Annotated in this window: 19 protein-coding genes; 7 read left to right on the top strand and 12 right to left on the bottom strand. The window is 63.8% G+C overall.

Annotated features, from left to right (window positions below; all coding sequences use genetic code 11):
* Window positions 1-255: ISAs1 family transposase (locus A3AU_RS1000000139535; protein WP_027054009.1), on the top strand; the 255-nt coding region annotated here is incomplete at its 5' end.
* 159 nt (window positions 256-414) lie between these two features.
* Here A3AU_RS1000000139535 and lpdA read toward each other — a convergent pair.
* The 4 genes from lpdA to A3AU_RS0122255 all read right to left on the bottom strand — a co-directional run bounded on the left by lpdA (window position 415) and on the right by A3AU_RS0122255 (window position 5656).
* On the bottom strand, window positions 415-1824 hold the full coding sequence (gene lpdA, locus A3AU_RS0122240) for a dihydrolipoyl dehydrogenase (RefSeq protein ID WP_027054835.1): 1410 nt from the start codon (window positions 1822-1824) through the stop codon (window positions 415-417).
* Window positions 1825-2061: 237 nt separating this feature from the next.
* Complete coding sequence (locus A3AU_RS0122245; RefSeq protein WP_027054836.1) at window positions 2062-3390, bottom strand: dihydrolipoamide acetyltransferase family protein; 1329 nt, start codon at window positions 3388-3390, stop codon at window positions 2062-2064.
* Between the two features lie 16 nt (window positions 3391-3406).
* Window positions 3407-4420 carry an alpha-ketoacid dehydrogenase subunit beta gene (locus A3AU_RS0122250; RefSeq protein ID WP_027054837.1) on the bottom strand — a complete coding sequence of 338 codons (1014 nt, stop codon included), beginning with the start codon at window positions 4418-4420 and terminating at the stop codon, window positions 3407-3409.
* A gap of 3 nt (window positions 4421-4423) precedes the next feature.
* Window positions 4424-5656, bottom strand: a complete 1233-nt coding sequence (locus tag A3AU_RS0122255; RefSeq protein ID WP_027054838.1) for a thiamine pyrophosphate-dependent enzyme — start codon at window positions 5654-5656, stop codon at window positions 4424-4426.
* 316 nt (window positions 5657-5972) lie between these two features.
* On the opposite strand from A3AU_RS0122255, the gene holA reads away from it, so the two are divergent.
* On the top strand, window positions 5973-7016 hold the full coding sequence (gene holA, locus A3AU_RS0122260) for a DNA polymerase III subunit delta (protein WP_027054839.1): 1044 nt from the start codon (window positions 5973-5975) through the stop codon (window positions 7014-7016).
* A gap of 298 nt (window positions 7017-7314) precedes the next feature.
* On the opposite strand, the gene A3AU_RS0122270 is transcribed toward holA, so the two are convergent.
* The 5 genes from A3AU_RS0122270 to mnmE form a co-directional block, all read right to left on the bottom strand.
* On the bottom strand, window positions 7315-8202 hold the full coding sequence (locus A3AU_RS0122270) for a ParB/RepB/Spo0J family partition protein (RefSeq protein WP_027054840.1): 888 nt from the start codon (window positions 8200-8202) through the stop codon (window positions 7315-7317).
* Window positions 8203-8271: 69 nt separating this feature from the next.
* Entirely contained in the window at window positions 8272-9072 is an 801-nt protein-coding gene (locus tag A3AU_RS0122275) for a ParA family protein (protein ID WP_031240355.1), read from the bottom strand.
* A gap of 54 nt (window positions 9073-9126) precedes the next feature.
* A complete protein-coding gene (gene rsmG / locus A3AU_RS0122280) occupies window positions 9127-9759 on the bottom strand; it encodes a 16S rRNA (guanine(527)-N(7))-methyltransferase RsmG (RefSeq protein ID WP_027054841.1) in 633 nt (210 codons plus the stop codon).
* A complete protein-coding gene (mnmG, locus tag A3AU_RS0122285; protein ID WP_027054842.1) occupies window positions 9756-11645 on the bottom strand; it encodes a tRNA uridine-5-carboxymethylaminomethyl(34) synthesis enzyme MnmG in 1890 nt (629 codons plus the stop codon). Before mnmG ends, rsmG begins: the two co-directional genes overlap by 4 nt.
* Before the next feature lie 461 nt (window positions 11646-12106).
* A complete protein-coding gene (gene mnmE, locus A3AU_RS0122290) occupies window positions 12107-13438 on the bottom strand; it encodes a tRNA uridine-5-carboxymethylaminomethyl(34) synthesis GTPase MnmE (RefSeq protein WP_027054843.1) in 1332 nt (443 codons plus the stop codon).
* Window positions 13439-13499: 61 nt separating this feature from the next.
* On the opposite strand from mnmE, the gene A3AU_RS0122295 reads away from it, so the two are divergent.
* Window positions 13500-15521 (top strand): thioredoxin domain-containing protein, encoded by a 2022-nt coding sequence (locus A3AU_RS0122295; protein ID WP_027054844.1) that lies wholly within the window; start codon window positions 13500-13502, stop codon window positions 15519-15521.
* Window positions 15522-15797: 276 nt separating this feature from the next.
* Here the strand turns inward: A3AU_RS0122295 and rho are convergent, their stop codons facing one another.
* The 3 genes from rho to hemE all read right to left on the bottom strand — a co-directional run bounded on the left by rho (window position 15798) and on the right by hemE (window position 18847).
* Entirely contained in the window at window positions 15798-17063 is a 1266-nt protein-coding gene (gene rho / locus A3AU_RS0122300) for a transcription termination factor Rho (RefSeq protein WP_027054845.1), read from the bottom strand.
* A 216-nt stretch (window positions 17064-17279) separates the two neighbouring features.
* A complete protein-coding gene (hemJ, locus tag A3AU_RS0122305) occupies window positions 17280-17816 on the bottom strand; it encodes a protoporphyrinogen oxidase HemJ (protein WP_027054846.1) in 537 nt (178 codons plus the stop codon).
* The gene (hemE, locus tag A3AU_RS0122310; RefSeq protein ID WP_027054847.1) at window positions 17816-18847 is read right to left on the bottom strand and encodes a uroporphyrinogen decarboxylase; all 1032 of its coding nucleotides are present in this window, start codon (window positions 18845-18847) and stop codon (window positions 17816-17818) included. Before hemE ends, hemJ begins: the two co-directional genes overlap by 1 nt.
* Window positions 18848-19130: 283 nt before the next feature.
* Here hemE and A3AU_RS0122315 point away from each other — a divergent pair, with 283 nt between their 5' ends.
* The 4 genes from A3AU_RS0122315 (at window position 19131) to coaE (ending at window position 22377) form a co-directional block, all read left to right on the top strand.
* Entirely contained in the window at window positions 19131-20072 is a 942-nt protein-coding gene (locus tag A3AU_RS0122315) for a pyruvate, water dikinase regulatory protein (RefSeq protein WP_418001076.1), read from the top strand.
* A 262-nt stretch (window positions 20073-20334) separates the two neighbouring features.
* Window positions 20335-20934 (top strand): Maf-like protein, encoded by a 600-nt coding sequence (locus A3AU_RS0122320; RefSeq protein ID WP_027054849.1) that lies wholly within the window; start codon window positions 20335-20337, stop codon window positions 20932-20934.
* Window positions 20927-21799, top strand: a complete 873-nt coding sequence (locus A3AU_RS0122325; protein ID WP_027054850.1) for a shikimate dehydrogenase — start codon at window positions 20927-20929, stop codon at window positions 21797-21799. Before A3AU_RS0122320 ends, A3AU_RS0122325 begins: the two co-directional genes overlap by 8 nt.
* The gene (gene coaE, locus A3AU_RS0122330; RefSeq protein ID WP_027054851.1) at window positions 21796-22377 is read left to right on the top strand and encodes a dephospho-CoA kinase; all 582 of its coding nucleotides are present in this window, start codon (window positions 21796-21798) and stop codon (window positions 22375-22377) included. The genes A3AU_RS0122325 and coaE overlap by 4 nt, the downstream gene beginning before the upstream one ends.
* The last annotated feature ends 139 nt before the right edge of the window (window positions 22378-22516 follow it).

Here is a 22516-nt window from a genome sequence, read left to right on the forward strand (position 1 = left end):
CAGCAGGCGATCGACCTCACCAGAGCGCATTGGCAGATCGAAAACGCACTGCACTGGATGCTTGACGTTCACCTGCGCGAGGACCTCAGCCGTGCCCGCAAGGACAACGCCCCTGCCAACATCGCGCTCCTAAACCGCATCGCCAGAAATATCCTTCAGGCCGCCGACATCGACAAAGTCCCCATCAGCCACCGCATCAAAAAATGCGCCTGGAATGATGACTATCTCATCCAGGCCATCGTTCATATGCGATAGCCCTGCCCTCGAGGGGGAGATGTCGCCGAAGGCGACAGAGGGGGTCGCCTCGCGCAGAGCGCCAACCTCCTTCTGTCGCAAGGAAGGCCGCGTCCAGTCGGACCGACCCCCCTCTGGCCTGCCGGCCATCTCCCCCTCAAGGGGGGAGATCAGTTGCCCTCAAATATGCAGCGCGTGCCCGAGCGCCTTGAGTGCCGATTCCTGGAACCCTTCCCCCTGAGTCGGATGCGCATGGATGGTGCCTGCGATGTCTTCCAGCCGCGCCCCCATCTCCAGCGCCAGCCCGAAAGCCGCCGACAGTTCCGACACGCCCTGCCCGACCGCCTGGATGCCGAGCACCAGATGGTTGTCGGCGCGGGCGACAACCCGCACGAAACCATCCTCGCCCTGCTTCGTCATCGCCCGCCCATTGGCGGCGAACGGGAACAGCCCGATTTTGACCTCGCCCTGGGCCTTGGCTTCTTCGGGCGACAGCCCTGATGTGACCAGCTCGGGATCGGTGAAGCACACGGCGGGGATCGAGCGCTTGTCCCAACTGCGCTTGTGGCCGGCGACGATCTCGGCGACCATTTCGCCTTGCGCCATGGCGCGATGCGCCAGCATCGGCTCGCCGGTGACATCGCCAATAGCGAAGACGCCGCGCATCGAGGTGCGGCACTGGTCGTCGATCCTGATGAATTTGCCTGACATGTCGAGGTCGATCTGCTCGAGCCCCCAGCCTTCGGTCACCGGCTTGCGCCCGACCGTCACCAGGACCTTGTCCGCCGCGACCTCCACGCTCTTGCCGTCCCCAGCCTTGCCGTCCGAACTCTCGATCAGCAGCGCGTCGCCTTTTTTCGACAGCCCCTTGGCCTTGGCGCCCAGCATCACCTCGACGCCGAGCGCAGCAAGCCGCTTGCCCACCGGCCGGGTCAGCTCCGCGTCATACTGCGCCAGCACGCGCGGCAAGGCCTCGACCACCGTGACCCTGGCGCCCATTCTGGCGAAAGCCATGCCGAGCTCCAGCCCGATATAACCGCCGCCGACCACCGCTAGCCTCTTCGGCACCTCGCTCAAGGCCAGCGCGTCGGTGGACGATATCACCGGCCCGCCAAAGGGAAGAAAGGGCAGTTCGACCGGCGCCGAGCCGGTGGCGATGACGATCGCCTCGGCGCGGATCACCTGGCTTCCGGTCTCGGTCTCGACCTCGACGGTCTTGCCGTCGCGGAACGTCGCCCAGCCATGCACGGTCTTCACGCCTGCCTTCTTCAGCAGGCCGGCGACGCCGCTGTTAAGCCGGCTTACGATGCCGTCCTTCCAGGCAACGGTTTTGCTAAGGTCGAGCACGGGTGCCGAGACTACAATGCCGAGCGGGCTCTTGCCGCCGGCCATATGCGACACCTTCTCGAACTCCTCCGCCGCATGGATCAGCGCCTTGGACGGGATGCAACCGACATTGAGGCAGGTGCCGCCGGGCTTGCCGGCCTCGACGATCACCGTATCGACGCCGAGCTGCCCGGCCCGGATGGCGCAGATATAGCCGCCGGGGCCGGCGCCGATGACGAGCAGCTTGCAGGAGATTTCTTTCATGGCGTGATCCTTCGATCCGAGGGAATGTTCCGTCGCGATCCTTCGCGCCCCCCTCTGTCCTGCCGGACATCTCCCCCACAAGGGGGGAGACTGGCAGCTTCGTCGCTTCGCTCATTCCGGTAACGGTGCAGATTGGCGAAACCGGGCGTGGCGTCCGATCTCCCCCCTTGTGGGGGAGATGCCTGGCAAGGCAGAGGGGGGCGCTGTCCCGCCGTCATCTCGGTCATTCCCCGCCCCTCAATCCACGAAAATCAGCGCCGGTGTTTCCAGCAGCGCCTTGATGCGCTGGATGAAGACCGCCGCTTCCCAGCCGTCGATCACCCGATGGTCGAAGCTCGACGACAGGTTCATCATCTTGCGCGGGATGAACTGCGAGCCGTCCCACACCGGCCGCACCATCATCTTGTTGACGCCGATGATCGCCACCTCCGGGTGGTTGATGACCGGTGTCGTCGCCACGCCGCCCATGGCGCCGAGCGAGGTGATGGTGATGGTCGAGCCGGACAGCTCGTCACGCGTCGCCGTGCCGGACTTGGCCGCCTCGGCCAGCCTGGCGACCTCGGCTCCGCAATCCCAGATGTCGCGCGCTTCGGCATGCTTGACTACCGGCACCACCAGCCCCGACGGCGTCTGCGCGGCGATGCCGATATGGATGCCGCCATGCTGATGAATGACGCCGGCCTCGTCGTCGAACAGCGAATTGAGCTGCGGCTGATCCGCGATCGCCTTGACCATCGCCCGCATCAGGAATGGCAGCAGCGTCAGCTTCGGCCTCTCGCCGCCACCGCTGGCTTGACGCTTTTCCTTGTTGAGCACGGCGCGCAATTCCTCCAGCGCGGTGACATCGATCTCCTCGACATAGGTGATGTGCGGGATGTGCGATTTGGACAGCGTCATCTTCTCGGCGATCTTGCGCCTGAGACCGATCACCTTGATGTCCTCGACCGCGTCATTGCGGGTGAGGCCCGACGCCTTGGCGACCTGCGGCCCGCGTGCCAGGAACGCCTCGATATCCTCATGGCCGATGCGGCCGGCCGCACCGCTTCCCGCGACCTGCCTGAGATCGATGCCGGCCTCTTTCGCCCGCAGGCGCACGGCCGGCGACGCCAGCGGCTTTTCACCCTCCGGACGCGGCGCGCCGGAGACGGAAACGCCGGTGCTTTTCGAAGCGGAAGGGGCGGGCTTCACCTCAGCTGCCACTGCCGCTGCCGCCGGCGCCGGCGGGGTCTTTGCGGCCGGCGCGGCAGTCTCGGGCTTCGGCGTCGGAAGTTTCACCGGAGGCTCCGATGCCACCGCGACGCCCTGCGGCCTGACATTGCCCTCGCCCGCCACTTTCAGCCGCACGATCGGCGACCCGATCGCCACGGTGTCGCCGATCTCGGCGCCTAGCCACAGGATCTCTCCATCGACCGGCGACGGGATCTCGACCGTCGCCTTGTCGGTCATCACGGCGGCGAGCACCATGTCCTCGCGCACGACGTCGCCGATCTTGACGTGCCACTCGACGAGTTCGGCCTCGGCGACGCCCTCGCCGACATCGGGCAGCTTGATGATGTGTTCGCCCATCTCAGGCTCCCCCAATCTACGCTTGCATGGTTTCTAGGAGGGCACGGCCGACGCGCGCGGGCCCCGGAAAATAGTCCCATTCCTGCGCATGCGGATAAGGTGTGTCCCAGCCGGCAACCCGCGCCACCGGCGCTTCGAGGTGATAGAAGCAATTCTCCTGCACCAGCGCCGACAGCTCGGCGCCGAAGCCGGAGGTCAGCGTCGCCTCATGCACGACGACACAGCGCCCGGTCTTCTTGACCGACGCCACGATCGTATCCAGGTCGAGCGGCAGCAGCGTCCTCAGATCGATGATCTCGGCGTCGATGCCGGTTTCCTCGGCCGCGGCTTCAGCGACATAGACCATGGTGCCATAGGCGAGCACGGTCACATCGGAGCCGGTCCTGCGGATCGCCGCCTTGCCGAGCGGCACGGTATAATGGCCGTCGGCAACCTCGCCGAGCTCGTGCTTCGACCACGGCGTCACCGGCCGGTCGTGATGGCCGTCGAAAGGGCCGTTGTAGAGCCGTTTCGGCTCGAGAAAGATCACCGGATCGGGATCCTCGATCGCTGCGATCAGCAGCCCCTTGGCGTCATGAGGATTGGACGGCACCACCGTCTTCAGGCCCGACACATGGGTGAACAAAGCTTCCGGGCTCTGGCTGTGCGTCTGGCCGCCAAAGATGCCGCCGCCGGTAGGCATGCGGACCACAATCGGGCAGGTGAAATCGCCGTTCGAGCGGTAGCGCAGCCGCGCCGCCTCCTGGGTCAGCTGGTCGTAGGCCGGATACATGTAGTCGGCAAACTGAATTTCCACGCACGGTTTCAGGCCGTAGGCCGCCATGCCGATGGCCGAGCCGACAATGCCGGATTCGTTGATCGGCGCGTCGAAGCAGCGGCTCTTGCCGTATTTGGCCTGCAGGCCCTGCGTGCAGCGGAAGACGCCGCCGAAGAAGCCGACATCCTCGCCGAACACGACGACCTTGTCGTCGCGCCCCATCGACACATCCATGGCATCGCGAATGGCCTCGATCATGGTCCGTCTTGGCATGGCTCAGACTCCCGCCTGCTGCCGCTGGCGCCTGAGATGCGGCGGCATCTCGGCGTAGAGGCCCTCGAACATGTCGCGCGTCGACGGCTTGCCGCCGGCATGCAGCGTGCCGTGGCTTTCGGCCTCCTTCTGCGCCGCGATCACCGTGTCGAGGATCTCGGCCTCGGCCTGCGCGTGCCGCTCGTCCGACCAGACACCGAGCCCGATCAGATGGTTCTTCAGCCGCACAATCGGATCGCCGAGCGGCCAGGCGTCGGATTCGGTCTTCGGCCGGTAGGCCGAGGGATCGTCCGAACTCGAATGGGCGCCCGCGCGGTAGGTGACATATTCGACCAGCGTCGGCCCAAGGTTGCCGCGCGCCCGCTCCGCCGCCCATTTGGCCACCGCATGCACGGCGAGATAGTCGTTGCCGTCGACGCGCAGCGACGGGATGCCGAAGCCGAGGCCACGCGCCGCGAATGTGCCGGAGCCGCCGCGTGCGATGCCCTGGAACGTCGAGATCGCCCACTGGTTGTTGACGACATTGAGCACGACCGGCGCCTTGTACGTGGAGGCGAACACCAGCGCCGAATGGAAATCCGATTCCGCCGTCGATCCGTCGCCGATCCAGGCCGCGGCGATTTTCGAATCGTTCGATATCGCCGAGGCCATCGCCCAGCCGACCGCCTGGATATACTGCGTCGCCAGATTGCCGGAGATCGAGAAGAAGCCGTGCTCCTTCGAGGAATACATGATCGGCAGCTGCCGGCCCTTCAGCGGATCGGCCTCGTTGGAATAGATCTGGTTCATCATGGTGACCATCGGATAGCCGTCGGCGATGAGCAGGCCTGCCTGGCGATAGGTCGGGAAATTCATGTCGCCGGGCGCGAGCGCCTTGCGGAATGCGCAGCTCACCGCCTCTTCGCCGAGATGCTGCATGTAGAAGGAGGTCTTGCCCTGGCGCTGCGCCATCTGCATGCGTGCATCGAAGGTCCTGAGCGTCATCATGTGGCGCAGGCCTTCCAGCAATTCGTCGCTGGACAGCAGTCCGGCCCACGGCCCGACCGCTTCACCGTTGCGGTTCAGCACCCGGATGATGGAGAACGCCATGTCGCGGATGGTGCGCGGATCGACCGATATTTCCGGGCGCGGCACCGAGCCGGCCCCGGCGATGGTCACATTGGAAAAATCAGGCGCGCCGCCTGGCCGCACTTCCGGCTCCGGAACATGGAAACGCAACATCCCAGCATCGGCCATGACCTTTGTCCTCCAATGTTGCCTGAGGTGGATATTCGCATATCGCCCCACCAGTGCCAATTCTTAGGCCAAGCCTTCGGCCGCCCGCCGGCCGGATCCGGCCTCCCGCGCCAAGATGAAGCTATGTCCGCGAAATTTCTTGTCGATGTTTCGAGGCGCCGCGCAATTTGGCGAATGGTTCCGGGCGGATTGCCGCCAGATAAGGCGATTGGGGGTGGGCAATGACTGGCGCCGGCGCCGAGGCCGCCAATCTCCCCCCTTGTGCGGAAGATCGAACTCTGTTCACCCCGGCGCCTTGTCATGCTAACCAGCCTCCATGGCACAAAAGAAAGCTTTCGAGGTCGACGGGTGGCTGGCGCGGCCTGATCCGCGCATCTCCATTGTCCTGCTTTACGGCCCCGATCGCGGGCTGGTTTCCGAGCGGGCGAAGGCCTTCGCCGCCAAGACCGGGTTGCCGCTCGACGATCCTTTCTCGGTGGTCCGGCTCGAGGGTTCGGAGGTCGATCGCGACGAAGGCCGGCTGCTCGACGAAGCCCGTACCGTGCCGATGTTTTCCGACCGGCGGCTGCTCTGGGTGCGCAATGCCACGGGCCAGAAGGCGCTGGCCGACGATGTCAAGGCGCTGACGGCGGAACCCGCGCGCGATGCCATCATCCTCATCGAGGCCGGCGATCTCAAGAAGGGCGTCGGCCTGCGCGCCGTGGTCGAGGGCGCGGACAACGCCATGGCGCTGCCTTGCTATGCCGATGAGGCCCGCGACATCGACACGGTCATCGACGACGAACTGCGCAAGGCGGGCATGTCGATGACGCTCGAGGCCAGGCAAGCGCTGCGCCGCAATCTCGGCGGCGACCGGCTAGCCTCGCGCGGCGAGATCGAAAAACTCGTTCTTTACGCCCATGGCCAGAGGGAGATCGGGCTCGAAGAGGTGAGGGCCTTGTCGGGCGATGTGTCCGGCGCCTCCTTCGACGACGCCGTCGACGCGCTGCTCGAAGGCAAGGTCCGCGATTTCGACACTGCCTTCACCCGCCACTGCCAGTCCGGCGGCCCACCCTTCCTGGTGCTGTCCTCGGCGATGCGCCAGTTGCAGCAGATCCAGATCATGCGTGGCCAAATGGACTCCGCCGGCCGCAACGCCGCTTCGGTGGTGGCCGGCGCCCGCCCGCCGGTTTTCTTCTCGCGGCGCAAGCTGGTGGAGAAGGCGCTGGAACGCTGGAGCAGCGACGCGCTCTCGCGCGCCTTGACCCGGCTGCAAACCGCGGTGCTGCAGACGCGGCGTCGGCCGGATCTGTCGGTGGCACTGGCACGGCAGGCGCTGCTGGGAATTGCAATTGAAAGCAGCCGCCTGGCGCAGCGGTGAAGCGCATGATCTCCCCCCTCGTGGGGGAGATGGCTGGCAAGCCAGAGGGGGGCGCTGTCCCGCCGGCATCAATCGCGATGACGGCTTTGATGGGTTTCGGCTAGGCGCAGATAGCAAAGGGCAGTGCTCTACGGCGCCCCCGTCTGCCCTGCCGGGCATCTCCCCCACAAGCGGGGAGATTGACGGCTTCGCCGATTTAGCCACTCATCAGCGCCGTAAAAGACAGGACCGGCTTAATAGCCAGCCCTCGTTTTTCTGCGTCAAACCGAGCGTCCGCTCGACGTTATTCGCCGGCTAACTACCGCTCCTGCTTCAGTCTCCGGCACAGCTCGTCCAGCTGCTCCAGCGACCGATAGGACACCCGCAGCTCGCCGCCCTTGCCCCTGTGGTCGATGGCGACGATCATGCCCAGCGTGTCGGTCATCAGCTTCTCCAGCGCCAGCGTGTCGGCATCCTTTTCCGGCGCGGCCTGTGGCTGCTTCGGCTTTGCCGGAGCGAGGCCGGCCGGCATCTGCGCCAGCGCTTCGGCCTGACGCACGGAAAGTCCTTCCTCGACGATGCGCTTGGCAAGGCCGGCCGGATCCTCCGCCGTCACCAGCGTGCGGGCGTGACCGGCCGACAAGGCGCCGTCGACCAGCATGTCGCGGATCACGTCCGGCAGCTTCAGCAGCCTGAGCGTGTTGGCGACATGGCTGCGGCTCTTACCGATGACATTGCCGAGATCGGCCTGGGTGTAGCCGTGCTCGTCGATCAGCTGCTGGTAGCCCAGCGCCTCCTCGACCGCGTTGAGGTCGGTGCGCTGGACGTTCTCGATGATCGCCAGTTCGAGCGCGGTGCGGTCGTTGACCTCGCGGAGGATGACCGGAATCTCGGTCAGGCCGGCGCGCTGCGCCGCCCGCCAGCGCCGTTCGCCGGCGATGATCTCGTAGCGGCCGGCCTGGGTCGGCGAAGGCCGCGCCACCACCGGCTGCACGACGCCATGCTCGCGGATCGACTGGGCGAGATCGGTCAGCTCGGCGTCGCCGAAATGCCGGCGCGGATTTTTCGGATTGGGGCTGAGGAACTCGATCGGCACCTTGCCGTCGGCGCTCATGCCCGGCTTTTCCGGTGCCGCCGGGCGATCGATCTCACCGATCAGGGCCGCCAGTCCACGGCCCAGTCTTTTCCTCGAAAGGTCTTCGCTCATCTTTATTCCAAGTCTATTTCAGAATCGTTTCGGTATCGAATCGGGCCGTTAATTCTGCATCCAGTCCGTTCAAGCGGCGCGTAATTTACGCTCGCGGCGGATCACTTCCGAGGCCAGTTGTAGATAGGCTTGGCTGCCCGAGCATTTCAAATCGTAGAGGATTGCCGGCTTGCCGTAGGACGGCGCCTCGGACACCCGCACATTGCGCGGAATGATGGTCTCGTAGACCTTGTCGCCCATATGCTCGCGTACATCCTGCACCACTTGGTTGGCGAGATTGTTGCGGCCGTCATACATGGTCAGCACGATGCCCTGGATGGTGAGATCCGGATTGATCGAACGGCGTACCTGTTCGACGGTTTCGAGCAGCTGGCTGAGGCCTTCGAGCGCGAAGAATTCGCATTGCAGCGGCACCAGCACCGAATCGGCGGCCGCCATCGAATTCAAGGTCAGAAGATTGAGCGAAGGAGGACAATCGATCAGCACATAGCCGAAGGGCGCCCCGCGCTCGGTCGCGGCGCGCAGCGCATTGCGCAGCTTGAGCACGCGATCCGGCGCCGAGGCGATCTCCATCTCGATGCCAAGCAGGTCGAGCGTCGACGGCACGATCGACAGGCCGGGGACGGCGGTCGGAATGGCCGCGGCTTCCAGCTCCAGCTCGCCGGTCAGCACATCGTAAGAAGAAACGGTGCGATCCTTGCGGTCGATACCGAGGCCGGTGCTGGCATTGCCTTGCGGATCGAGATCGACGATCAGCACCTTTTCGCCGATCGCGGCCAGAGCCGTGGCCAGATTGATGGCGGTGGTGGTCTTGCCGACACCGCCTTTCTGGTTGGCTACGGTGATGATTCGGGGGCCGTTTTTCATCATGGGTTTATGCCAGAAATTCATTTTGGGTCGCCAAATAGCCCGACAAGTCGAAGGTCAGACAGGTCGCAGGTCAGACAGTTCCAGGATGACGCCTTGTGGGTCCGTCACACTGGGATGTTCTACCAGATCGAAGGCCCATCGGTTAACGCTTTCTTGCACCTCCGCGCGATAATCCCGGCCTTTGTGGAACAGTCCGCGCGCGCCTGATATCAGCCAGGGCGACGTCAGCTCGAGCAAGGTCGAAAGCGAGGCGAGGGCGCGCGCGGTGACGATTTGCGGTTGAGAAACAAGCGCATGGCTGTCCTCGATGCGCCGCGCCACGACCCGCGCCGGCAGGCTGAACTGGCCGACGACGGTCTGCAGGAACGATGCCTTCTTGCGGTTGCTTTCGACCAGATCGATGCTGGCCCCCGGCCGCTCTGCCAGCAGAAAAGCCATGACCAGGCCGGGAAATCCACCGCCCGAACCGATGTCGACCCAGTGCACGGCATTGGGCTCAATGCGCGCTAGCTGCGCGCTGTCCAATATGTGGCGCTGCCAGACATCGCCCGCTGTGGATTGCGCCACGAGATTGATGCTGCGGTTCCATTTCTGGAACATCGCTTCGAACGCCACCAGGCGATCGAATGTTTCACGTGAAACGGGGCCGGCTGCGTCCTGCAGGCTCTTCCAGGAGACAGAGCTCACGCAACGTCTCTTTGCGAAACCTGCGGCCCCTGCCCGCGTTCATGGTGCCGGACATGCGCGACGATGATCGCCAGCGCCGCCGGCGTCATGCCTTCCATGCGCTGCGCGTCGGCGATGGAACGCGGCCGCCGCGCCTGCATCTTCTGCTTCAATTCATTGGACAGGCCCGGCACGCCGGCAAAATCGACCGTATCGGGGATCAGACGGCTCTCTTCGTGGCGGATTTGCGCGACGTCGCTCTTCTGCCGCTCGAGATAGACCGAATATTTCGCTTCCGTTTCGAGCCGCTCCGCGGTCTTGGGATCGATGGCACCAAATCTAGGCTCGATCCCCGCGAGCCAGGCGACATCGACGTCGGGATAGGCCAGCAACTCGTAGCCGGAGCGGCGCACGCCGTCGCGGTTGATCTCCAACCCATGTCGCGCCGCCTCGTTGGGCGTCATTGTCAGCGCGTTCGCCAACTCCCGCGCCTCATCGAGACGCTGCATGACGTCGCCATAACGCTGCATCCGCGGCGCCGACGCAATTCCGAGCCTTGCCGCCAGCGGCGTTAGCCGCTCATCGGCATTGTCGGCGCGCAACGACAGCCGGAACTCGGCACGCGAGGTAAACATCCGATAGGGCTCGCTGATGCCGCGGCTGGTGAGATCGTCGACCATCACGCCGATATAAGCCTCGGTACGGCTGAGCACGATCTGTTCGCCGCCCGCCGCGCGCCGCGCCGCATTGAGCCCGGCGAGCAGGCCTTGACCGGCCGCCTCTTCATATCCGGTCGTGCCATTGATCTGTCCCGCCAGAAAGAGGCCGCCGACGCGCTTGGTCTCAAGCGTCTGATGCAATTCGCGAGGATCGACATGATCATATTCAATGGCATAGCCGGGCTGCAGCATCACCGCACGCTCCAGTCCAGGGATGGTCTTCAGTATATCGAGCTGGACATCCTGCGGCAGCGACGTCGAAATACCATTCGGGTAGACGGTGTCGTCGTCGAGCCCTTCCGGCTCCAGGAAGATCTGGTGGCCGTCACGATCGCCGAACTTGACGATCTTGTCCTCGATCGACGGGCAATAACGCGGCCCAATGCCTTCGATCGAGCCGGAATACATGGCGGAACGGCCGAGATTGGCGCGAATCAGCTCATGCGTCGCGGTGGTCGTGCGTGTGATGCCGCACTCGATCTGCCGCGTTTCTATGCGATCGGTCATCAGCGAGAACGGCACCGGATTCTCATCCGCCGCCTGGCTTTCCAGAGAAGCCCAGTCGATGGTCTTTCCATCCAGCCTTGGCGGCGTGCCGGTCTTCAGGCGTCCGAGCCTGAAGCCCGCACGGTCCATCGTCGCCGACAGACCGAGGCTCGCCTGCTCGTTCATGCGGCCGGCGACGATCTTCTTCTCGCCGATATGAATGAGACCGCGCAAGAAAGTGCCGGTCGTCAGCACCACGGCGCCGCAGGCCAGCCTGCGGCCGTCGGCCAGGACAACCGCCGCGATCCGTCCGCCGTCGATCTCGAAATCCAGGACTTCGGCCTCGACCACATCGAGATCGTTCTGGGCCCGAATCGCTTCCTGCATGGCCAAGCGATACAGCTTCCTGTCGGCCTGCGTGCGTGGCCCGCGAACAGCCGGTCCCTTGCGGCGGTTCAACAACCGGAACTGAATGCCCGCCGCATCCGCCACCCGGCCCATCAGGCCGTCCAGGGCGTCGATTTCGCGGACAAGATGGCCCTTGCCGAGCCCGCCGATCGCCGGATTGCATGACATCACGCCGATCGTGTCGAAGCGCAAGGTCACCAGCGCGGTCCGAGCACCGGCGCGCGCGGCGGCGCTGGCCGCCTCGCAACCTGCATGGCCGCCGCCCACCACAACCACATCATAGTGATCGGTCATTTCCAGATCCCGGACTCGAAGAAGAGAGAGGGACACATGTCCCCGCAAGGCAAGACTGTCAAGGAAACTTCGCTATAAGTTTCACGTGAAACAGGCAGGAGGCCGTGCTTAGCCATGTTTCACGTGAGTCACTGCCGCCGCGATTGTTTCACGTGAGTCACGGCCAGGGATCGCCGAAGCGTCCCAAGTTCGTCATCCGCGGGCGGAGCAGCCGCGCAGCGGCGTCGCGGAGACCCGAGGATCCATGCCGCGACCGCAGTCGTGAGGTGCGGCCGAGCGAGATTCTGCACCGTGGTGACAACTTCGGAGTCCCGGCATGGATCCTATGGTCTGCGCCGCATCGCCTCGCTCCTTGCTTCGCCATCGGATGACGAAATGGTTGATGTCTCCGTTAGCAGGACAAGGCACGCGTCAAGCACCGCATGCGACTCCTGTCCGACCAAGTGCTTGTTTCACGTGAATCATTTCCCGATGCAGAATTGGCCAAAGATCACATCGAGCATGTCCTCGACATCGATGGTGCCGACGATCCGGCCCAGGCGATCCGCCGCCAGCCGCAATTCCTCGGCGCGCAATTCCTGGCCCGCGGCGCCATTGTCGGTTGCGCGAAGCAGATGGCGATTCGCTTCGCCGAGCAATTCCACATGGCGAAGACGGGACGGCAAGATATCGCCGGCATGACCTGCCGCGCCCGCGGCGCGATGACCGATTTCCGCCAGCAGCGCCTCCACGCCTGTCCCGTCCACAGTTGAAATAACGAGGTCATATCGACTGGACGCGTCCTCGATGGCCGGCCCGTCCAGCAGGTCGCGCTTGGTGCCGACGCGCAACAGAGGTGCAGTTGCAGGCACCTGACCGATACCCTTGGGTGCCAGAATGTCCTCCAGCACCAGCAAAAGATCGGCGCGATCGGCCTTCGCCCTCGCCTTCTCGATGCCGATCGCCTCAACCTTGCCGGGCGCTTCGCGCAAGCCGGCCGTATCCGTCAGCCTGACCCGCAATCCATTGAGGTCCAGCACCACTTCCAGCAGATCCCGCGTCGTGCCGGGCTCATCCGTTACAATAGCTGCATCGCGCCGCGCCAAGGTGTTGAACAGGCTCGACTTGCCGGCATTGGGCGCGCCCAGAATCACCACCTCGAAGCCGTCACGGATGATCTCGGCGGCGTGAAATCCGGCAACGTGGCGATCGATCTCGCCCGTCAACGCCTTTACGTCGGACCAAACCGTATCCGAAACGGAACCGGGCACGTCGTCCTCGTCGGCAAAGTCGATCTCAGCCTCGATCATCGCCCGGGCGTGGATGAGCCGGCGACGCCAGCCCGTGTAGAGATCACTCTGTACGCCGTCGGCATTCTGAATGGCGAAGCGGCGCTGCGCCTCGGTCTCGGCATTGACCAAGTCGGCCAGTGCCTCCGTCTCGACCAGGTCGAGTTTGCCATTGAGAAAGGCGCGGCGGGTGAATTCACCGGGTTCCGCATGCCTGACGCCTTCGAAACCAGCGATCGTCTCCAGCATCCTGGCCACCACGGCGCGGCCGCCATGGACATGGAGTTCGCCGACATCCTCACCGGTAAAACTGGCTGGACCAGGAAAGAAGAAGACGAGGCCGCTGTCCAGCACGCCGCCATCCGGCGCCCGGAACTTGCGCAGAACCGCCACGCGCTCCTTAACCATCCCGCCGGCGATTGTTTCGATAACGAATCGAGTCTGAGGGCCGGAGATGCGCAGGACGGCAACGCCGGCAGGAAGCCGGCCGCTCGACAACGCAACGATCGAATCGCCTGAAATCATTTGCCCGCTCTGTTGAACCGCCCTAGCTTCGCGCCTTCGAGACAACCCGAGTTTCCTCATCGTGACATTGCCCGCGCAGAACCTGCTTGCCGACGAAGCCAGCCCCTATCTGCAGCAGCACAGCGGCAATCCCGTGCATTGGCGGGCGTGGTCCCCGGCTTCGCTGGAAGAGGCAAGGACGCTCGATCGCCCGATCCTGCTCTCCGTCGGCTATGCCGCCTGCCACTGGTGCCATGTCATGGCGCATGAAAGCTTCGAGAATGATGACGTCGCCGCCGTCATGAACCGTCTGTTCGTCAATATCAAGGTCGACCGCGAGGAGCGCCCCGACATCGACCAGATCTATATGGCAGCGCTCTCCTCGATGGGCGAGCAAGGCGGCTGGCCGCTGACCATGTTCCTGACACCGGATGGCAAGCCATTCTGGGGCGGCACCTATTTTCCACGCGAGCCGCGCTATGGCCGCCCGGGCTTCATCCAGGTGATGGAAGCGGTCGACAAGGCATGGCGCGAGAAGCGGGCAAGCCTCGATCAAAGCGCCGACGGCCTGACATCCCATGTCGAGGCGCGGCTGTCGGGTACGCATGCCAAGGCGCTTCTCGATCGCGGCACGCTCACCGATCTCGCCGGCCGCGTCGGCGGCATGGTCGACCTTGACCTTGGCGGCCTGCGCGGCGCGCCGAAATTCCCCAACGCGCCGTTCATGCTCACCCTCTGGCTGTCCTGGCTGCGCGACGGCAACGCATCGCACCGCGACGCTGTGCTTGTCAGCCTCGAACAGATGCTGAGCGGCGGCATCTACGACCATATAGGCGGCGGGCTCAGCCGCTATTCGACCGACGCGGAATGGCTGGTGCCGCATTTTGAAAAGATGCTCTACGACAATGCGGAGCTGATCCGCTTCTGCAGCTGGGCCTTTTCGGTGAGCGGGAACGATTTGTTCCGGGTACGAATCGAAGACACCGTCGCATGGCTGTTGCGCGAAATGCGCGTCGACGGCGGCGCCTTCGCCGCCAGCCTCGATGCCGACAGCGATGGCGCGGAAGGGCTCTTCTACACCTGGAGCAGGGCCGAGATCGAAACTGTCCTTGGTGACGATTCAACCTTGTTTTTCAAATACTTCACACTCTCCAGCCCGCATGGCTGGGAAGGCAAGCCGGTGGTCCATCAAACCCGGTCCCGGCAGGCCCAAAGCGTGGTTGATCGCGAGAAACTCATTCCACTCAAGGCCAGGCTTCTCGCTGCGCGGGAAGCGCGGGTCAGGCCTGGCCTGGATGCAAAGACCCTCACCGACTGGAACGGCCTGATGATTGCGGCCCTTGCCGAAGCCGGCCGCTCGCTGGGGCGGCCCGACTGGATCGAAGCCGCGGCCAAGGCCTTTGCCCATATCAGCTCCGCCAGCCGCGACAACCGCCTGCCGCATTCCATGCTTGGCGCCAGGAAGCTGTTTCCCGCTCTGTCCAGCGACTATGCCGCGATGGCCAATGCCGCGATCTCGCTGTTCGAGGCGTCGGGCGACTGGAGCTATGTCGATCAAGCCAGCCGCTTCATCGAGCAACTCGACCGCTGGCATACCGACGCCGCCGGCACAGGCTATTATCTCACCGCTTCGGACAGCACGGATGTCCCGATCCGCATCCGGGGCGACGTCGACGAGGCCATTTCCTCAGCCACCAGCCAGATCGTTGGAGCGCTGGCGCGGCTCGCTTCGGTTACCGGTGATCTCGATCTCCAGGAAAAAGCCTGGAAGATTGCCGAACACGCAGCCGGCCGCGCGGCGCACCAGGCTTATGGCCAGGCCGGCATCGTCAATGCCTGCGCACTAGTCATCGAGCCGCTGAAACTGGTGCTGATAGACGACATTGCCAATCCCACTCTTGTCCCGGTAGCGAATCGAAACCCTGACCCACGTCGGTTGGACATCATCGCAGCGATCGGTTCGGAAGCGAATCGACCCTCATTGCCAGGAGGAATCCTGCCGCCGACCGACAAGGCAGGCGCCTGGTTCTGTTCTGGGCAGGTGTGTTTGCCGGTGGTCACAGATGCCGATGAGTTGGAGAAGTTGTTGCGGCGAAGGGCCTAGCCGGCAATCTCTAACTACGAACGAACGCTCTGCCCCTCATCTGGCTGCCGCCATCTTCTACCCGTGAACGGGGAGAAGGAACGCCGTCGCCGCCGATTTCGCCAATCGCGATCATTGCAGAAAACAGCGCCGGGCTGCGGGACAGCCTCTTTCGCCCCGTTTACGGGGAGAAATGCCCGGCAGGGCAACGAGGGGCTGTGCCGGCTTTGGCCATTGGCCCTGACGTCGGAGTCAGCCCTTCAGACGAGACGGAGATGCGCTCCCCGCCCACGCCAATCACGTATTCATCGAGTCGAAGAAATCGCCATTGGTCTTGGTCTGCTTCAGCTTGTCGATCAAGAACTCGATCGCGTCGGTGGTTCCCATCGGCGCCAGGATGCGGCGCAGCACGAAGATCTTCTGCAGGTCCGCGCGGGGCACGAGCAGGTCTTCCTTGCGGGTGCCGGACTTCAAAATGTCGATGGCCGGATAGATGCGCTTGTCGGCGACCTTGCGGTCGAGCTGGATTTCGCAGTTGCCGGTGCCCTTGAACTCTTCGAAGATGACTTCGTCCATGCGGCTGCCGGTGTCGATCAGCGCGGTGGCGATGATGGTCAGCGAACCGCCTTCCTCGATGTTGCGGGCGGCGCCGAAGAAGCGCTTCGGCCGCTGCAGCGCATTGGCGTCGACACCGCCGGTCAGCACCTTGCCGGATGACGGCACCACGGTGTTGTAGGCGCGGCCGAGCCGGGTGATGGAATCGAGCAAGATGACGACGTCGCGGCCATGCTCGACCAGGCGCTTGGCCTTTTCGATGACCATTTCGGCGACCTGCACGTGGCGCACCGCCGGCTCGTCGAAGGTCGAGGAGATCACCTCGCCCTTCACCGAGCGCTGCATGTCGGTGACTTCCTCCGGCCGCTCGTCGATCAGAAGCACGATCAGATAGCATTCGGGGTGATTGGCGGTGATCGAGTGCGCGATGTTCTGCAGCAGAACCGTCTTACCGGTGCGCGGCTGCGCGTTGATCAGCGCGCGCTGGCCCTTGCCGATCGGCGCCACCAGGTCGATGACGCGAGACGAAATGTCCTTGGTCGTCGGAGTGTCGACCTCCATCTTCAGCCGCGAGGTCGGATAGAGCGGCGTCAGATTGTCGAAATGGATCTTGTGGCGGATCTTTTCGGGATCGTCGAAATTGATGGTGTTGACCTTGAGCAGCGCGAAATAGCGTTCGCCCTCTTTCGGGCTGCGGATCGGCCCTTCGACCGTATCGCCGGTCTTCAGCGAAAAGCGCCGGATTTGCGACGGCGAGATATAGATGTCGTCGGGACCTGGCAGGTAGTTGGCGTTGGCCGAGCGCAGGAAGCCGAAACCGTCCTGGAGCACTTCGACCACGCCGTCGCCGATGATCTCGATGTCCTGGGCGGCCAGCTTCTTCAGGATCGCGAACATCAGCTCCTGCTTGCGCATGACGCTGGCATTCTCCACCTCGAGCGATTCGGCATAAGCGATCAGCTCTGGCGGTTTCTTGTTCTTGAATTCGGTAAGTTTCATTTCTTGCATAGACGGACTCTGGGTGAGCTTTGGGAAAAAATATCGGCGGGATGCGACAAATGCCGGGCGCGGCCGAAAACAATGAGGGGCGGCGCATGACGGGAAGGAAGACCCGTCTTTTATAGTCGGCCGGCTGAAAGAGCAAGCCGCGTTTTGCGGGCCGAAAAAGGAGTGGAGCGCGGCATGTCTTTATCTAGAAACCGCGACCACTTCGCGCGGCCTGCATCAGAACGGCTTAACGACAACCAGGATCACGATTGCGATCATCAGCAATGTGGGGATCTCGTTGACGATTCGCCAGTGCCGGGCAGGTTTTTCATTGCGGTCCTCGGCGAATTTGCGCACCGCGCCGGCGAGATAGCCGTGAACGGCCGACAGCAGCAGCACCAGACCGATCTTGGTGTGCAGCCAGCCGCCATGGAAACCGAAGCCTTTCCAGGCCAGCCACAGGCCGAACACCCAGGTGATGATCATCGCCGGATTGATGATGCCGCGCAGCAGGCGCCGCTCCATCACCTTGAAGGTTTCCGACTGGACCGAGCCTTTCGCGGCATCGACGTGATAAACAAACAGCCGCGGCAGATAGAGCATGCCCGCCATCCAGGAGATGACGGCGAGGATATGGATCGCCTTTGCCCAGGGATAGAAACTGTCCGGCGCGAAGAAGAACAGAAGCGCCGTCAGCACGATCAGGACGCCGATGCTGATGATCATGCGCATCATCGCACCGCCGATGCCGGCCGTATCGTTAGACTGAACCATCAGCGTGCCGCGCTCCTCACCTGTTTCACCATCGCCTCGACATTCGCGATCGGCGTCTCCGGCGTGATGCCGTGGCCGAGATTGAAGATCAGCGGCCCCTCTCCCAATGCCTTCAGGATGGAATCGACGCCATCGGACAGCGCCTTGCCGCCAGCCACGAGGCGCAACGGATCGAGGTTGCCCTGAACGGCGCCCGAGCGCTGCAAATCCCGCGCCGCCGCCAGCGGCACCGTCCAGTCGATCCCCAGCCCCGTCACGCCGGTCTTCTGGCGATAGGTGCGATAGCGGGCGCCGGCGCCTTTGGGAAAGCCGATGATCGGCACATCGGGATGAACCGCCCGGACCTGCCGGACGATCTCGGCCACCGGCCAGACGCAAAACTGGTCGAACGACGCATCGTCGAGCACGCCGGACCAGGAATCGAAAATCTGCACGACGTCGGCGCCGGCCTCGATCTGCCGGATCAGATACGCGGCCGAATGGTCAGCCAACACCTTCAGCAGCTGTTGGAACGCCTCGGGCTCGCGATAGGCGAACAGCCGCGCTGGCGCCTGGTCGGGCGTTCCATGGCCGGCAATCATGTAGGTCGCCACCGTCCACGGCGCGCCGCAGAAGCCGATCAGCGTGGTTTCATCAGGCAGCTTTGCCCGCAACCGGCGAACCGTCTCGTAGACCGGTTCGAGATTCACGTGAAACACATCGCCTTCCAGAGCCGCGATCTCGGCGGCGGAGATCGGCGTCAGCAGCGGTCCTCTTCCCTCTTCGAAGCGAACGTCGCGGCCAAGCGCATGCGGAACGACAAGAATATCGGAGAACAGGATCGACGCGTCGAAGCCGAAGCGCTCGATCGGCTGCAGCGTCACTTCAACGGCAAGGTCGGGATCGTAACAGAGATCGAGGAACGAACCGGCGCGCCTACGTGTTTCCCGATACTCCGGCAGATAGCGCCCAGCCTGACGCATCATCCAGAGCGGAGGCGGAAAATGAGCCTCGCCCTTCAGGACGTCCAGCATGATCCGGCTTTTGGGCATCGAGCGCTCGCCTCTCCCAGCCTTCCTATATCTAAAGATTCTTATATCTAAGATTCTTCTGATTCTAAGAGTCTGTTGGTTGTGGTGGTTGTCACCTGTCCCGCTTCGCCAGCCAAAAAGCCAGCCAGCATATTGTCGCGCGCTTCGTTCTCCCAGAAGCAGGGTTTTGGGGATAGTCCGGAATCCGTCATCGGAGTCAAAGGTTTAGAACGCCATGGAAAAAGCCTGCCCTGTGGATGGCTGAAAGGCAAAGCAAGCCGTCCCCGGATTTGTCCCCAGCCGCCTGGCGAAGCTGACAGAGGACCGAATTGTGGACAAACCGGCATCTGATACAGTCGCTTGCCGTCGGCTCGACTTTTCATCCCGCTTTATCCACACAAGCCCACAGCCCCGCGTGATTCCTGTGAACAAACCTCAGAGCTTCTTTCACCTGCACCTGATTTCCGATGCGACGGGCGAAACGCTGCTCGCCGCTGGGCGCGCGGCCTCCGCGCAATACAAGGATGCGCGCGCCATCGAGCACATCTACCCGCTCATCCGCACTGAAAAGCAGGTGGCCAAGGTGTTCGAGGACATCGAGGAGGAGCCGGGCATCATCCTCTACACGGTTGTCGACCAGAAGCTGGCGCGCGGCATCGACGAGCGCTGCGCGGCCATGGGCCTGCCTTGCGTCTCCGTGCTGGAGCCGGTGCTGACCGTCTTCCAGTCCTATCTCGGCACGCCCGCCGGCCGCCGAGTCGGTGCGCAGCATGTCCTCGACGCCGAATATTTCCGCCGCATCGATGCGTTGAACTTCACCATGGAGCATGATGACGGCCAGCTGCCGGCCAATATGGACGACGCCGATATCGTGTTGATCGGCATCTCGCGGACCTCGAAGACGCCGACCAGCATCTACCTCGCCAACCGCGGCATCAAGACCGCCAACATTCCGATCGTGCTCGGCGTGCCGGTGCCCGAAAGCCTGGTCAGCGCATCCAAGCCGCTGATCGTCGGGCTGATCGCCACCGCCGAGCGCATTTCGCATGTTCGCCAGAACCGTATCCTCGGCAACAGCAGTTCTTATGAGGCGACCGACTATGTCGACCGTGCCGCGATCAGCGAAGAGCTCGCCTACGCCCGCCAGATCTGCACGCGCCATGGCTGGCCGATGATCGACGTCAGCCGCCGTTCGATCGAGGAAACGGCGGCGGCCATCGTTGCCCTCCGGGGGAAGACGCGGTAGACGAGCGAGAGTGTATTTTCCGAGACTTCTTAGCGGAAACTCGGCGCCGCCCCTCACCTGCCTGCCGGCATCCTCTCCCCGTATAGTGACGGGGAGAGGGGCGCTGCGATCGACGTTTTCGCCAATCGCCGGCGCTGAAGCTGCTTTTTCTCCCCGTCTCTATACGGGGAGAAATGTCCGGCAGGACAATGAGGGGCGGCGCTGACTTCGCGGAACAAAGCTCACACTCCAACCGCGCCTGTGTCTGCGCCCGAGTGCTAAAATGACCGAAAAAATCATCCTCGCTTCCGGCAGCCCCTTCCGCAAGACGATGCTCGTCAATGCCGGGCTCGACATTGAGGCGGTTCCGGCCGACGTCGATGAGCGCTCCCTCGAGGCGCCGTTGCAGGACAGTGGCGTTTCACCCGAGGACGTCGCGCTGGTGCTGGCCGAGGCCAAGGCCACGGAGGTCAGCGAACGCCGGCCCGGCGCACTGGTGCTCGGCTGCGACCAGACCTTGTCGCTCGGCGACGAAGTGTTCCACAAGCCGGCAGACATGGAAGGCGCGCGGCGCCATCTGCTGGCGCTGTCGGGCAAGACCCATCAGCTCAACAGCGCCGCCGTTCTGGTGCGTGACGGCAAGGTGTTGTGGCGGCATGTCGGCATTGCCTCGATGACCATGCGCAAGCTCGACCCCGGCTTCATCGGTCGGCACCTCGCCCGCGTTGGAGCCAAGGCGCTGGCCAGCGTCGGCGCCTACCAGATCGAAGGCGAGGGCATACAGCTCTTCGCTGAGATCGAAGGTGACCATTTCACCATTGTCGGCCTGCCGCTTTTGCCGCTGCTCGCCGAACTGCGCACACTAGGAGCCATCGATGGCTGAGGCGACCAGGAAGGCTTTCGTCACCGGGCATCCGATCAAGCACTCGCGCTCGCCCAAGATACATGGCCACTGGCTGGCCAGGCATGGCATCGACGGCAGCTATGAAGCGATCGATGTCGCGCCCCAGGATTTTGCCGAATTCATCGCGACATTGCAGGCAAACGGCTTTCGCGGCGGCAATGTCACCATTCCGCACAAGGAGGCGGCCTTCGCTCTTGCCCACCGCCGCGACCAGGCGGCGGAAGAGATCGGCGCCGTCAACACGCTGTGGTTCGAGGACGGCGTCTTGTGGGGCGGCAACACCGATGGCCACGGCTTTGCCGCCAATCTCGACGACTACGCGCCAGGCTGGCCGGAGACGGGACCCGCGGTGGTACTCGGCGCCGGCGGCGCGTCGCGCGCCGTCATCCAGGCGCTGAAGCAACGTGGTTTCAGCGATATCAGAATCGTCAACCGCACGCTCGCCCGGGCGCAGGAATTGCGCGATCGTTTCGGCGCCGATGTTTCGGCGCATGGCACGGCGGCGACCAGCGAATTGCTTGCCGACGCCGGCCTGCTGGTCAACACCACCGCGCTTGGCATGGTCGGCAATGAAGGCCTCGCCGCCGATCCTACCTTGTTGCCGGACCACGCCATCGTCACCGACCTTGTCTATGTGCCGCTCGAAACGCCGCTGCTCGCCGCCGCCCGAGCCAGGGGGCTGAAGGCCGTTGACGGTCTCGGCATGCTGCTCAACCAGGCGGTGCCGGGTTTCGAACACTGGTTCGGCGTCAGGCCACAGGTGACGCCTGAACTGCGCGCCATCATCGTCGCTGATTTGGTGCCCCAATCTCCAGTAACCCAGTCTTCGGTCGCCAAACCATGATCGTGCTCGGCCTCACCGGCTCGATCGGCATGGGCAAGTCGACGACGGCCAGGATGTTCGCCGATGCCGGCGTGCCGGTCCACGATTCCGACGAGACAGTGCATCGCCTCTATTCGGGCGCGGCGGCGCCCTTGGTCGAGGCGGCGTTTCCCGGAACGACCGTTGGTGGCGTGGTCGACCGGGCGAAGCTCGGCGCACGCGTGCTTGGCGACGCCGCCGCCCTGAAGGCGCTGGAGGTCATCGTCCATCCACTGGTACGCGCCGATGCCGATGCCTTTCTGGCCAGGCATCGTACCGCAGGCGAATCGATCGTTGTGCTCGACATTCCGCTGCTATTCGAAACCGGCGGCCGTGGCCGCGTCGACAAGGTCGTCGTCGTCACCGCGCCCGCCGAAGTCCAGCGCCAGCGCGTGCTGGCGCGGCCGGGCATGAGCGAAGAAAAACTGGCGGCGATCCTGGCCAAGCAGGTGCCGGATGCCGAGAAACGCCGGCTGGCGGATTTCGTCATCGACACCGGCCAAGGGCTGGACGCGGCGCGTGCCCAGGTCGATGCGATCATTGCCGAACTGGTCGGATAGCAAAGCCTGGCCCTTACAACGGCCATCGCCTTGACCAGCTGACCGTCAGCAGCGCAAACCTGTAGTGATTGCCTCGGGCAGCTGTGTTTTCCATTGCCATTTTGTTCCGGTCTCGTGATTCTGCCCCTCAGGAGCAAAC

Origin of the sequence: Mesorhizobium erdmanii USDA 3471 (genome assembly GCF_000472705.1) — a bacterium.
In the GTDB taxonomy this organism is placed as follows: Bacteria; Pseudomonadota; Alphaproteobacteria; order Rhizobiales; family Rhizobiaceae; genus Mesorhizobium; species Mesorhizobium erdmanii.